Source organism: Actinomadura chokoriensis (assembly GCF_039529475.1).
Taxonomy (GTDB): domain Bacteria; phylum Actinomycetota; class Actinomycetes; order Streptosporangiales; family Streptosporangiaceae; genus Spirillospora; species Spirillospora bangladeshensis.
The window spans coordinates 41,668-52,852 of record NZ_BAAAMW010000038.1; the positions used below are offsets into that span (position 1 = coordinate 41,668).

Genomic DNA, 11,185 nt, shown 5'->3' on the forward strand with positions numbered 1-11,185 from the left:
GCCGGGGAGCGGGCCCTTTCGTTCAGCACGGGGCTTCGTCCGGCCCGGCGCCGGGGCACCATAAACTGCGGGTCATGTCCGCACGCCCGTCCAACCTGGACCCGAAGATCGCCGCTCGGCTGAAGCGCGACCCGAACGGCCTCGTCCCCGCCATCGCCCAGCAGTACGACACCGGCGAGGTGCTCATGCTCGGCTGGATGGACGACGAGGCCCTGCACCGCACCCTCACCACCGGCCGCTGCACCTACTGGTCGCGCAGCCGGCGGGAGTACTGGGTGAAGGGCGAGAGCTCCGGCCACCAGCAGTGGGTGAAGTCGGTCGCGCTCGACTGCGACGCCGACGCCGTCCTGGTGAAGGTCGACCAGGTCGGCGGCGCCTGCCACACCGGCGACCGCACCTGCTGGGACGCCGACGTGCTGGACGCCGCGGTCGGCGAGCGCCCCGAGCAGAGCGCATGACGCCCGGGCGTGAACGCGGCCTGACGGCGCTGCTGTGCGCCGGCGGCGCGGGACTCGCCCTGCTCGCCGGCGGCCGCACCTGGGCGACCGTCAAGGCCGAGGACGCGATCACCCCCTTCACCCAGACGCTCACCGGCGGCGACCTCGGCGGCGCGGCGGGCGCCCTCGCCTGGGCCGGCCTCGCCGGCCTCGCCGCCCTCTTCGCCACCCGCGGCCGGGTGCGCGCCGCCGTCGGCGTCCTCATCGCCCTGTTCGGCGCGGGCATCGCCTACGCCTCGACGGTGGCCGTCCAGCGCTCCAACGTGCTGTCCGCCGCCGGAGACAAGAGCGCCCTGCTCAAACTCGGCGCCGACCCCGCCCTGCACGTCGACCTGTGGTGGATCGTGTCGGTCGCGGGAGGCGTGCTCCTCGTGGCCGGCGGGCTCCTCACGGCCGTGCGCGGGTCCCGCTGGCCGGGCATGTCGTCCCGCTACGAGCGCGCCGGCGCCGGTGCCCCCGCCCGCGAGCCGGCGGCGGACGACCCGTCCGCGATGTGGCGCTCCCTCGACCGCGGCGAGGACCCGACCGCCCAGCGGAACGGCCGCCCGTGACCGCCGACGGCGGCGGCCTCGTGCTCGTGGCCGAGCACGACCCGGCCGTCGCCGAACTCCAGCGCCGCTACCTCGCCCGCGAGGGCTTCGACGTCGAGATCGAACCCGACCCCGCCCGCGCGCCCGCCGCCGCCGAGCGCACCCGCCCCGACATCGTCGTCCTCGACCTGTCCACCGCCGCGCTGCCCGCCGACCTCTACCGCCGCACCGCCGACGCCGCCCGCCCCGCCCCCGTCGTCGCCGTCACCGGCCCCCTCGACCCCGCGATCGGCCGCGCCCTCGGCGACCACCGCGTCGACCGCCCGTTCGGCCCCCGCGTCCTGGTCGCCGCCGTCGCCGAGGCCCTCCGCCGCGGCGCCCCCGCCGAACCGCCCGCGCCGCCGCTGCGCGCCGGCCCCATCGCCCTCGACCCGCACGCCCGCGCCGCCGTCACCGGCGGCCGCCGCGTCCCCCTCACCGTCACCGAGTTCGACCTCCTCGAATTCCTCATGGCCAACCCCGGCCGCGTCTTCACCCGCGAACAGCTCCTAGACGCCGCCTGGGGCCCCGGCGCCGGCGCCGGCAGCCGCACCGTCGACGTCCACGTGGCCCAACTACGCGCCAAACTGGGCGAAGGCACCCCCATAAGAACGGTCCGAGGAATCGGCTACGTACTAGATGCCTATTAACCCAGGGGGGCGACCCCCTGGAACCCCCGTCACGAGCTGTGTTGGCCCAGGGGGGGCGACCCCCTGGAACCCCCGTCACGAGCCGGTCGATCCTCACGCCACGGTGCGGGTCCTTGTGACCGTGCGGGTTTGTGTCGTGTCGCTGCGGTCGCCCGGCTCGGCGGGCAGGCCCGCTCCGGGCGCTGGAGCGCCCTCCGCGTGCCTGCTCGTGCTGTGTTGGCTGGGCTTCGAACTTTCGGGGCGGGGTTCGGGCGCGGCTCGCTTATCGTGGGACGTGTGACTCGGGTAGCTGTTCCGTCGCAAGAGCATTCGCACGGGGCCCGGCGGGGGATGCGGGCGCTGGTGCCGCAGGCGGCGGTGCTGGGCGGAGTCGCCGCCGGGGCGCTGGTCGTGGCCTTCCGCGGCGATCCGAACGAGGCGGGGCACTACCCCGGCTGCCCGTTCCTGGCGCTGACCGGGTACTACTGCCCCGGCTGCGGGGCGACGCGCCTCGTCTACGCGCTGACCCACGGGGACGTGGGCACCGCCTTCGGCCTCAACCCGCTGCTGTTCGTCCTGCTGCCCGTCTTCGGCTACCTCTACGTCCGCTGGACGGTCCAGGCGGCGAGGGGCCTCCCCATGCGGACGGTGCTCTACAAACAGCCGGTGGTGTACGCGTTCCTCGGCCTGGTGATCGTCTACTGGGTGGTCCGCAACCTCCCCTTCGCCCACGCCCTGGCCCCCTGATCCCACCCCGCCCTCACGGCCCGAACCCCGGCCCGCGTAAGTTGGAACCCCGGCCCCGGAGTTCGAAGCTCGACCGGGGCCACGGGCAGGCACGCGGAGGGCGCTCCAGCGCCCGGAGCGGGCATGCCCGGCGACGCAGGCGACCGCAGCGACGCCGCGCACGCCCGCACGGGCACGACAGACCGCAAGGGCGGCGTGAGGATCGCCTGCGTCGCTGACGGGGGGTCCGGGGGGTCGCTACCCCGGGTAGATATAGTGCACGGAACGACCTGAAATAGGGGGCCTGGGACCTTGAGCGTTTTGGACGAGATCATCGACGGCGTCCGGGCCGATCTCGCCGACAGGCAGCGCGAGGTCCCGCTCGACGCACTCAAGGAGAAGGCGGCGAAGGCCCCCGCGGCGCGGGACGCGCTCGGTGCGCTGCGCGGGCCCGGGGTGTCGGTCATCGCGGAGGTCAAGCGCAGCAGCCCGTCCAAGGGCGCGCTGGCGGCGATCGCCGATCCGGCGGCGCTGGCCCGCGACTACGAGGCCGGCGGCGCCAAGGTGATCAGCGTGCTGACCGAGCGGCGCCGGTTCGGCGGCAGCCTCGCCGACCTCGCGGAGGTCCGCGCGAACGTCGACATCTCGATCCTGCGCAAGGACTTCATCGTCACCTCCTACCAGCTGTGGGAGGCGCGCGCGGCGGGCGCCGACATGGTGCTGCTGATCGTCGCGGCGCTGGAGCAGGACGCGCTCGTGTCGCTGGTGGAGCGGGCCGAGTCGATCGGGCTGCTGCCGCTCGTGGAGGCGCACACCGAGGAGGAGGCGGCCCGCGCGGTCGAGGCGGGCGCGAAGGTCGTCGGGGTGAACGCCCGCGACCTGCGCACCCTGAAGGTCGACCGGGGCGTGTTCGCGCGGGTCGCGCCCACCATCCCCAAGGACGTCGTGAAGATCGCCGAGTCGGGGGTGCGGGGCCCGCACGACCTGCTCGCCTACGCCTCCAGCGGCGCCGACGCCGTGCTGGTGGGGGAGAGCCTCGTGATCGGCCGGGATCCGCGCGCCGCGGTCGCCGACCTGGTCGCCGCGGGCGCGCATCCGGCGCTGCGGCAGAGCGGCTGAGCCGGACTGGATAGGGTGAGGGGCATGCAGGTCGAACCGCTCCGGGAGCGATGGCGGGGCTAGTCCAGAGCCCCACCGACCCCATCCACTTCTCCCACGACAGGACGCGTTTTCCCATGACCACGGACACCGCCGCGCGCGGTGCTGTACCCGATGCCACCGGCCACTTCGGCCGGTTCGGCGGCCGCTTCGCCCCCGAGGCGCTGATGGCGGCGCTGGACGAGCTGACCCGCGAGTTCGAGGCCGCGAAGCGGGACCCGGCCTTCACCGCGGAGCTGGACGACCTCCTCGCGAACTACGCCGGGCGTCCGAGCCTGCTGACCGAGGCGAAGCGCTTCGCCGAGCACGCGGGCGGCGCCCGCGTGCTGCTGAAGCGCGAGGACCTCAACCACACCGGCTCCCACAAGATCAACAATGTGCTGGGCCAGGCGCTGCTCACCCGCCGGATGGGCAAGTCCCGCATCCTGGCCGAGACCGGCGCCGGGCAGCACGGCGTCGCCACCGCGACCGCCGCCGCGCTCCTCGGCCTGACCTGCACCGTCTACATGGGCGAGGTCGACACGGAGCGGCAGGCCCTCAACGTCGCGCGGATGCGGATGCTCGGCGCCGAGGTGATCCCGGTGAGGACCGGCAGCCGCACCCTCAAGGACGCCTGCAACGAGGCGTTCCGCGACTGGGTCGCCACCGTCGACGACACCCACTACTGCATCGGGTCCGTGATGGGCCCGCACCCGTTCCCGATGATGGTCCGCGACTTCCAGCGGATCATCGGCGTCGAGGCGCGGCGGCAGTGCCTCGACATGACCGGCGCCCTGCCGGACGCGGTCGTCGCCTGCGTCGGCGGCGGCTCCAACGCGATCGGGACCTTCCACGCCTTCGTCCCGGACGAGTCCGTCCGGCTGTACGGGTTCGAGGCGGGCGGCGACGGCGTCGCCACCGGCAAGCACGCCGCGACCCTCACCGGCGGCTCCCTCGGCGTCATCCACGGCATGCGGACGTACCTGCTCCAGGACGACGACGGCCAGACCCTCGAAACCCACTCGATCTCCGCCGGCCTCGACTACCCCGGCGTCGGCCCCGAGCACTCGTGGCTGCACGACACCGGCCGCGCCGAGTACCGCGAGATCACCGACGCGGAGGCGATGGACGCGTTCGCGCTGCTGTGCCGCACCGAGGGCATCATCCCGGCCATCGAGTCCGCGCACGCGCTCGCCGGCGCGCTGAAGGTCGGCAGGGAACTGGGCCCGGACGCCACGATCGTGGTGTGCCTGTCCGGGCGCGGCGACAAGGACATGCACACGGCCGCCGCCTTCTTCGGCCTGATGCCGGAAGGAGAGGGCCAGTGAGCGCCCGGACCGCCTACGACAAGGCCAAGGCCGAGGGGCGGGCCGCGCTCGTCGGCTACCTGCCCGCCGGGTTCCCGACCGTCGACGGCGCCATCGAGGTCGCCAAGACCATGGTGGAGGCCGGCTGCGACGTCATCGAGCTCGGCCTGCCCTACACCGACCCGATGATGGACGGCCCCGTCATCCAGGACGCCGTCCACCAGGCCCTCGTCGGCGGCGCCCGCGTCGCCGACGTGTTCCGCACGGTCGAGGCCGTCGCCGCCGCCGGCGCCCCGGTCCTCGTCATGACGTACTGGAACCCCGTCGACCACTACGGCACCGACCGGTTCGCCCGCGACCTCGCCGCCGCCGGCGGGTGCGGGCTGATCACCCCGGACCTCACGCCCGAGGAGGGCGGCGAGTGGCTGGCGGCGTCCGACGCGCACGGCCTCGACCGGGTGTTCCTCGTCGCGCTCAGCTCCACCGACGAGCGCCTCGAGACGATCACCGGGCACTGCCGCGGCTTCGTGTACGCGGCGTCGCTGATGGGCGTCACCGGCGCCCGCTCCGCCGTCGACACCGGCGCCCCGCGCCTCGTCGAGCGGACCCGCGCGGTCATCGACAAGGCCGGGACGGGGCTGCCGGTCGGGCTCGGGCTCGGCGTCGGCAGCGGCGCGCAGGCCGCCGAGATCGCCGGGTTCGCCGACGGCGTGATCGTCGGGTCGGCGTTCGTCCGCCGCGTCCTGGAGGCCCCCGACCTCCCGGCGGGGGTGGCCGCGGTGCGGTCGTTCACCGAGGAGCTCGCCGCCGGCGTCCGCGGCCGGCACTGATCATTCCGGACATGCCGTAAGGGCCCGCGCGGAACGCGGAAAGCCGTTTCCGCGCGGGCTTCACGGTGTTCCGGGAACTCGCCGCGGGCGCGACCGAGTTGTTGCTTGTGGTACCGCCGCACTCCCGTAGGGTGTGTTCGCCGGAGGAGGCGGTCCCGGAAGGATCACGATGACACAAGAGATGACGGCGAAGGGCCGGGCCGAGGCGGCGCCGCCGCCGCTGCCGCCCGCGTGGTTCCAGGTCCCGGCCTGGCTGCTGACGCTCGCCGGGCTCGGGATCTCCGTCTACCTGACGATCACCCACTACGACGAGGGCGCGCTGGTCTGCTCGGCGACCTCGACGATCGACTGCCACGCGGTCACGACGAGCGAGTACTCGTCGCTGCTCGGCATCCCGATGCCGCTGCTCGGCCTCGCGTTCTTCGTCGGCTTCGGGGCGCTGCTGACGCCGTGGGCGCTGCGCTCGACGTGGCCGCCGCTGCGCTGGGGGCGGGTGGCCGGCGTCTCGGTGGGCGTGCTCATGGTCGTCTACCTCGTCACGGTCGAGCTGGCGGTCCTGCACAAGATCTGCCTGTGGTGCACCGGGGTGCACGCCGTCACCGTGGTCCTGTTCCTGCTCGTCCTGGCCGACGAATTCCGACGGATCGGTCAGGTCGACTAACCTCCCCGGTACCGCGCCGCACGGTGGCGGCGCCCGGATCCGCACGCACGAGGAGAACCAATGAGCAAGGCCGCACGAGAGCGGTCCGCGAGGGAGCGCCTGGCCGCAGAGCGCAAGCGGCAGGCGGCGCGGGAGAAGCAGCGGCGGCTGCTCGCCATCGTCCTCGGCACGGTGGTGGCCGTGGCGGTGATCGTGGTCGGGACCGTCCTGGTCATCGACCAGAAGAACAAGAACGGCCGCGCCGAGGTCCACCAGGGCGCGCTGGCCCCGCTCAGCCGCCAGGACGACGGCTCCATCGTGATGGCGCAGTCGGGGGTGGCCAAGCCGGAGCTGGAGATCTTCGAGGACTTCCAGTGCCCGATCTGCAAGCAGTTCGAGGAGGCCACCGGCAAGACGGTCCAGGAGCTGGCGGAGCAGGGCAAGGTCAAGGTCGTCTACCGGCCGTTCCACCTGTTCGGGCAGCAGAAGGACCCCATCAAGATCAACTCGCTGCGCTCGGCCGAGGCGGCGCTGTGCGTCCCGGCCGACAAGTGGATCTCCTACCACGACGCGCTCTTCAAGTTCCAGCCCGCCGAGGGCGAGGAGGGCTTCTCGCCCGACGACCTCGTGAAGTGGGGCAAGGACGTCGGCGTCACCGACCCGAACTTCGAGAAGTGCGTCCGGGACGGCCAGAAGAAGTCGACGGTCGACGCGATGACCAAGTACGCCCTGCAGGACCGCGGCGTCGACGGCACCCCGACCGTGTTCCTGAACGGCCAGAAGCTCGACAGCTCCCAGTTCATGAACCCCGCGGCGCTGCGGGCGACCATCGACGCCGCGGGCAAGACCGGGAAGTGACCCCGGCCGCCGACGCGGCCGCGCCGTCCGGCGCCGCCTGAGGCCCTCGCCCGCCCGCCCCCGCTACGCTCGTGGTAGCTCACAAGCACGCACGGTGGCGATCGGGGGATCGATGAGCGAGCAGGGAGGCGGACCGTCCGCGCGCAGGCGCCTCGCGGACGAACGGGCACGGGCGGCGGCACGGGGCCGCCGGCAGCGCGCGCTGCTGGTGGTCCTCGGCGCCGTCGCCCTGGCGGGGGTCGTGGTCGCGGCCGTCGTCGTGCTGGTGTCCCGGAACGGCGGCGAGGGGCCCGCGATCGACGACTACAAGGGCGCCCTCGCGCCCGCGACCCGCCAGCAGGACGGCTCGGTCGCGATGGCGAAGCCGGGGGTGGCCGCGCCCGTCCTCGACGTCTGGGAGGACTTCCAGTGCCCCGCCTGCAAGGCGATGGAGGCGCGGCTCGGCGGCACGATGAAGCAGCTCGCGGCGGACGGCGAGCTGAAGGTGGTGTACCGGCCGTTCCAGCTGTTCCAGCAGGAGCCGCTGATGTCGAACTCGCGGCGGGCGGCCAACGCCGCCGCCTGCATGCCCGCCGGCCACTGGGTCAAGTACCACGACCGGCTCTACGCCGAGCAGCCCGAGGAGGGCCGGAAGGGGTTCCTCCCGCAGGACCTCATCGCGTGGGCGGCCGACCTGGGCGTGACCGACCCGTCCTTCGCCGCCTGCGTCAACGGCGAGCAGAAGATGAAGACCGTGGACCAGGCGAGCGCCCTGGCGGGGAGGTCCGGCGTCGACGCCACCCCGTACCTGGCGCTGAACGGCAGAAAGGTCGACGACGACGTCCTCGGCTCGCCCGACGAGCTGAAGAAGGCCGTCGCGAAGGCCGCCGGGAGCGCCCCGGCACCCGGCGGCACGCGTTCGAGCGGCACGGCGACCGGCGACGCGGCCCCGGCGCGGGGCATGCCCCGGGCAACGGTCGCGTTGCGGTGAGAGAGAGGGCGCGCAGCGCGCCCGGGAGGCGGTAACGTCAACGGTCATGCACCAGCTCGCCTACATCCCGAGTCCCTCGCAGGGCGTCTGGCACCTCGGGCCCGTGCCGGTCCGCGCCTACGCCATCATGATCATTCTTGGCATCGTCGCCGCGGTCTGGCTGGGCGAGCGGCGCTGGGCCGCCAAGGGCGGCACGCCGGGCGTGATCGTCGACGTGGCCGTGTGGGCGGTGCCGTTCGGCCTGGTCGGCGGGCGCCTTTACCACGTGATCACGGACTACCAGCGGTACTTCGGGGAGCACGGCGAGCCGTTGCGCGCGCTGGAGATCTGGAGGGGCGGCCTCGGCATCTGGGGCGCGATCGCGCTCGGCGCGGTCGGCGCCTACATCGGCTGCCGGCGGCGCGGGATCTCGGTGCTGGCGCTCGCCGACGCGGTCGCGCCCGGCATCGTGCTGGCGCAGGCGATCGGCCGCTGGGGCAACTACTGGAACCAGGAGCTGTACGGCCGTCCGCTGGACACCTTCTGGGCGCTGAAGATCGACGAGAACCACCGGCCGATGCTGGACGGCGGGCCCGGCCTCGACCCCCGGTACGCCGACATCGCGACCTACCACCCGACGTTCCTGTACGAGTCGCTGTGGTGCGTCGGCGTCGCCGTCCTCGTCATCTGGGCCGACCGCCGCTACAAGCTCACCCACGGCCGCGCGTTCGCCCTGTACGTCGCCGCCTACACGGTCGGACGCGGCTGGATCGAGGCGCTGCGCATCGACGACGCCCACCACATCCTCGGCATGCGGCTGAACGACTGGACGTCGATCATCCTGTTCGCCGGCGCGGTCGCCTACCTGTACCTGGCGCGCAACCGCACCGGGCCGGAGAACGTGGTCGTCCCCGCCGCCGCCCCCGCCACGAGCGAGCCCCAGACCGACGCGGACGCCGACACGAAGGCCGATGCGAAGGCCGATGCGAAGGCCGACACGAAGGCCGACACGAAGGCCGCGCCGGAAGCCGGCGAGGCGAAGGACGAGGCCGAGACCGAGCCTGAGGCCGGGAACACCGCCGAGGACACGGTCGCGGACAAGGCCGAACCGGAGGCCGCGTCCGGCGGGGACGCGCCCGCCGGCGAGACTCCGGAGGACGACCCGGTGGCCGACCCCGAGACCCGGGCCGTGGAGAATGAGGGCGACGGTGCCGCCGACCCCGGCCGGATGGCGAAGGGGGAGCCCGTCGCGGACGGGAAGTAGGAGCGGCGAGGGTGTCGGACGCGGGGCCAGATGAGCAGTGAGAAGACCGGCGCCGTGCCGGAGCACCACCACCAGCACCGCGACGTCACCGGGGGCTGGCTGCGGCCCGCGGTGTTCGGCGCGATGGACGGCCTCGTCTCCAACTTCGCGCTGATCGCGGGCGTCGCGGGCGGGCAGGTGAACCAGAAGGTCGTGCTGCTGGCCGGCCTCGCGGGCCTCGCGGCGGGCGCGTTCTCGATGGCGGCGGGGGAGTACATCTCGGTCGCCTCCCAGTCGGAGCTGGCCGAGGCGGAGATCGAGGTCGAGCGGCTGGAGCTCGCCCGGCACCCGGCCGCCGAGGAGCGCGAGCTCGCCGAGGTGTTCGAGGCGCGCGGCGTGGACGCGGCGACGGCCGCCGAGGTCGCCCGGCAGCTGTCCCGCAACCCCGACGAGGCCCTGGAGGTGCACACCAGGGAGGAGCTCGGCGTGACGCCGGGGGACCTGCCGTCCCCGCTGCTGGCGGCGGGCTCGTCGTTCCTGTCGTTCGCGGTCGGCGCGGTCCTGCCGGTGCTGCCGTACCTGCTGGGGGCGTCCTCGCTGTGGCCGGCGGCGATCGTCGCGGCCCTCGGCCTGTTCCTCGCCGGGGCGCTGGTGGCGCGGATCACCACCCGGCCCTGGTGGTTCGGCGGGGCGCGGCAGCTGCTGTTCGGCGCCGCCGCGGCGGGCATCACCTACGCCGTGGGCGCGCTGATCGGCACCAACGGCCTGTAGCGCCAAGGAATCTGGACGAATGGCCCTTTTGGGCGCGCGGAGACCGCGGGACCGCTAAGCTCCGGGGCGTGATCGAGGCTCGTGACCCAGGTTCCGCCCAGACCGCGCCGAAGGGCGGCGGGCAGGACTTCTGGCCTGAGGAGAAACCCGGCCGCAAGCGCCGCAGCCCGAAGCTGCTGATCGGTGCGGCCGCCGGGCTGGTCGTGGTGGTCGCCGCGGCGGCCGCCGCCGTCCTGCTGACCGGCGGGGGCGGCGACGGGACCGCGGCCAAGCCGGCGGTTCCGGTGGCGTACACGCCCGACTACCTCGGCGAGGGCTTCGGCCAGATCGCGGCGCGGTCGGCCGACTCCCGCGCGATCACCGAGGGCGAGGCGTTCGGCGCCAAGAGCGTCAAGGGCGACAAGTACGCGTTCACGCTGGCGGCGTCCAAGCTGACCAACGACTGCAAGGACGGCACCTGGGGCGCCCGCCTCCAGGAGGACCTCGCCAAGCACCAGTGCAGCCAGCTCGTCCGCGCCGCCTACGTCAGCGAGGACAAGAAGCACGTCGGCCAGTTCATCGTGCTGAACATGGCGACCGAGGACGGCGTCAAGCAGGTCCTGCGCGACCTCGACCCGGCGACGGGCGCCGGCTGGGTGGTGCCGCTGAAGGCGCCGGGCACGCCCGCGTTCGGGCCCGGGTTCAGCGCCGCCTACGCCAAGACCTACGGCCACTACGCCGTGATCACGTGGGTGGAGCGGACCGGCGGCGCGCAGCCCGCCTCGCTCAACGAGATGATCGATGTGAGCCTCGTCATCGAGAACGCCGCCGACTTCCTCTACGGGCGGCTCGACCTGGCGTCCGGCGGGAGGAGCGGGCAGTGAGCGCGCCCCGCGCGGGCGCGGCACCGGCCGGCGGACAGTAGTCTGCGCGCTCGTGGACCCCGATGAACCCCGCCGCGGCGGCCGCGGACGGGCACCGGTGAACCGGCAGGGCCGCGGCCGGCCCGGCCCGCGCCGCACGGCGCCCGCCCGCGCGGGCGCCCCGCGC

At 73.9% G+C, this 11,185-nt stretch carries 13 protein-coding genes; all 13 read left to right on the forward strand.

The window, feature by feature from the left end; translation table 11 throughout:
* Window positions 1–74 precede the first annotated feature (74 nt).
* The 13 genes from hisI (at window position 75) to ABFX46_RS40775 (ending at window position 11,019) form a co-directional block, all read left to right on the forward strand.
* Window positions 75–458: a phosphoribosyl-AMP cyclohydrolase gene (hisI, locus tag ABFX46_RS40715; protein ID WP_346049540.1), complete on the forward strand. Its 384-nt coding sequence runs from the start codon at window positions 75–77 to the stop codon at window positions 456–458.
* Window positions 455–1,048: a TIGR02234 family membrane protein gene (locus tag ABFX46_RS40720; protein ID WP_346049542.1), complete on the forward strand. Its 594-nt coding sequence runs from the start codon at window positions 455–457 to the stop codon at window positions 1,046–1,048. Before hisI ends, ABFX46_RS40720 begins: the two co-directional genes overlap by 4 nt.
* Complete coding sequence (locus ABFX46_RS40725; RefSeq protein WP_346049544.1) at window positions 1,045–1,716, forward strand: response regulator transcription factor; 672 nt, start codon at window positions 1,045–1,047, stop codon at window positions 1,714–1,716. Before ABFX46_RS40720 ends, ABFX46_RS40725 begins: the two co-directional genes overlap by 4 nt.
* Window positions 1,717–2,046: 330 nt before the next feature.
* On the forward strand, window positions 2,047–2,442 hold the full coding sequence (locus tag ABFX46_RS40730; RefSeq protein WP_346049546.1) for a DUF2752 domain-containing protein: 396 nt from the start codon (window positions 2,047–2,049) through the stop codon (window positions 2,440–2,442).
* A gap of 291 nt (window positions 2,443–2,733) precedes the next feature.
* Complete coding sequence (gene trpC / locus ABFX46_RS40735) at window positions 2,734–3,540, forward strand: indole-3-glycerol phosphate synthase TrpC (RefSeq protein WP_346049548.1); 807 nt, start codon at window positions 2,734–2,736, stop codon at window positions 3,538–3,540.
* A 116-nt stretch (window positions 3,541–3,656) separates the two neighbouring features.
* On the forward strand, window positions 3,657–4,886 hold the full coding sequence (gene trpB / locus ABFX46_RS40740; protein ID WP_346049550.1) for a tryptophan synthase subunit beta: 1,230 nt from the start codon (window positions 3,657–3,659) through the stop codon (window positions 4,884–4,886).
* The gene (trpA, locus tag ABFX46_RS40745) at window positions 4,883–5,695 is read left to right on the forward strand and encodes a tryptophan synthase subunit alpha (RefSeq protein WP_346049552.1); all 813 of its coding nucleotides are present in this window, start codon (window positions 4,883–4,885) and stop codon (window positions 5,693–5,695) included. The genes trpB and trpA overlap by 4 nt, the downstream gene beginning before the upstream one ends.
* A gap of 169 nt (window positions 5,696–5,864) precedes the next feature.
* Window positions 5,865–6,356 (forward strand): vitamin K epoxide reductase family protein, encoded by a 492-nt coding sequence (locus tag ABFX46_RS40750; RefSeq protein ID WP_346049554.1) that lies wholly within the window; start codon window positions 5,865–5,867, stop codon window positions 6,354–6,356.
* A gap of 60 nt (window positions 6,357–6,416) precedes the next feature.
* A complete protein-coding gene (locus ABFX46_RS40755) occupies window positions 6,417–7,193 on the forward strand; it encodes a DsbA family protein (RefSeq protein ID WP_346049556.1) in 777 nt (258 codons plus the stop codon).
* Between the two features lie 112 nt (window positions 7,194–7,305).
* Window positions 7,306–8,163 (forward strand): DsbA family protein, encoded by an 858-nt coding sequence (locus ABFX46_RS40760; RefSeq protein ID WP_346049558.1) that lies wholly within the window; start codon window positions 7,306–7,308, stop codon window positions 8,161–8,163.
* A 46-nt stretch (window positions 8,164–8,209) separates the two neighbouring features.
* A complete protein-coding gene (gene lgt, locus ABFX46_RS40765) occupies window positions 8,210–9,406 on the forward strand; it encodes a prolipoprotein diacylglyceryl transferase (RefSeq protein ID WP_346049560.1) in 1,197 nt (398 codons plus the stop codon).
* 30 nt (window positions 9,407–9,436) lie between these two features.
* Window positions 9,437–10,156, forward strand: a complete 720-nt coding sequence (locus tag ABFX46_RS40770; RefSeq protein WP_346049562.1) for a VIT1/CCC1 transporter family protein — start codon at window positions 9,437–9,439, stop codon at window positions 10,154–10,156.
* A 68-nt stretch (window positions 10,157–10,224) separates the two neighbouring features.
* On the forward strand, window positions 10,225–11,019 hold the full coding sequence (locus tag ABFX46_RS40775; protein WP_346049564.1) for a hypothetical protein: 795 nt from the start codon (window positions 10,225–10,227) through the stop codon (window positions 11,017–11,019).
* Window positions 11,020–11,185 lie beyond the last annotated feature (166 nt).

What these genes read in the sequence shown, in the direction of transcription:
- trpB (WP_346049550.1), top strand. Translation starts at nt 3,657, where the DNA reads ATGACCACGGACACCGCCGCGCGCGGTGCTGTACCCGATGCCACCGGC.
- ABFX46_RS40720 (WP_346049542.1), top strand. Translation starts at nt 455, where the DNA reads ATGACGCCCGGGCGTGAACGCGGCCTGACGGCGCTGCTGTGCGCCGGC.
- ABFX46_RS40730 (WP_346049546.1), top strand. Translation starts at nt 2,047, where the DNA reads ATGCGGGCGCTGGTGCCGCAGGCGGCGGTGCTGGGCGGAGTCGCCGCC.
- ABFX46_RS40750 (WP_346049554.1), top strand. Translation starts at nt 5,865, where the DNA reads ATGACACAAGAGATGACGGCGAAGGGCCGGGCCGAGGCGGCGCCGCCG.
- ABFX46_RS40770 (WP_346049562.1), top strand. Translation starts at nt 9,437, where the DNA reads ATGAGCAGTGAGAAGACCGGCGCCGTGCCGGAGCACCACCACCAGCAC.
- lgt (WP_346049560.1), top strand. Translation starts at nt 8,210, where the DNA reads ATGCACCAGCTCGCCTACATCCCGAGTCCCTCGCAGGGCGTCTGGCAC.
- ABFX46_RS40755 (WP_346049556.1), top strand. Translation starts at nt 6,417, where the DNA reads ATGAGCAAGGCCGCACGAGAGCGGTCCGCGAGGGAGCGCCTGGCCGCA.
- hisI (WP_346049540.1), top strand. Translation starts at nt 75, where the DNA reads ATGTCCGCACGCCCGTCCAACCTGGACCCGAAGATCGCCGCTCGGCTG.
- ABFX46_RS40760 (WP_346049558.1), top strand. Translation starts at nt 7,306, where the DNA reads ATGAGCGAGCAGGGAGGCGGACCGTCCGCGCGCAGGCGCCTCGCGGAC.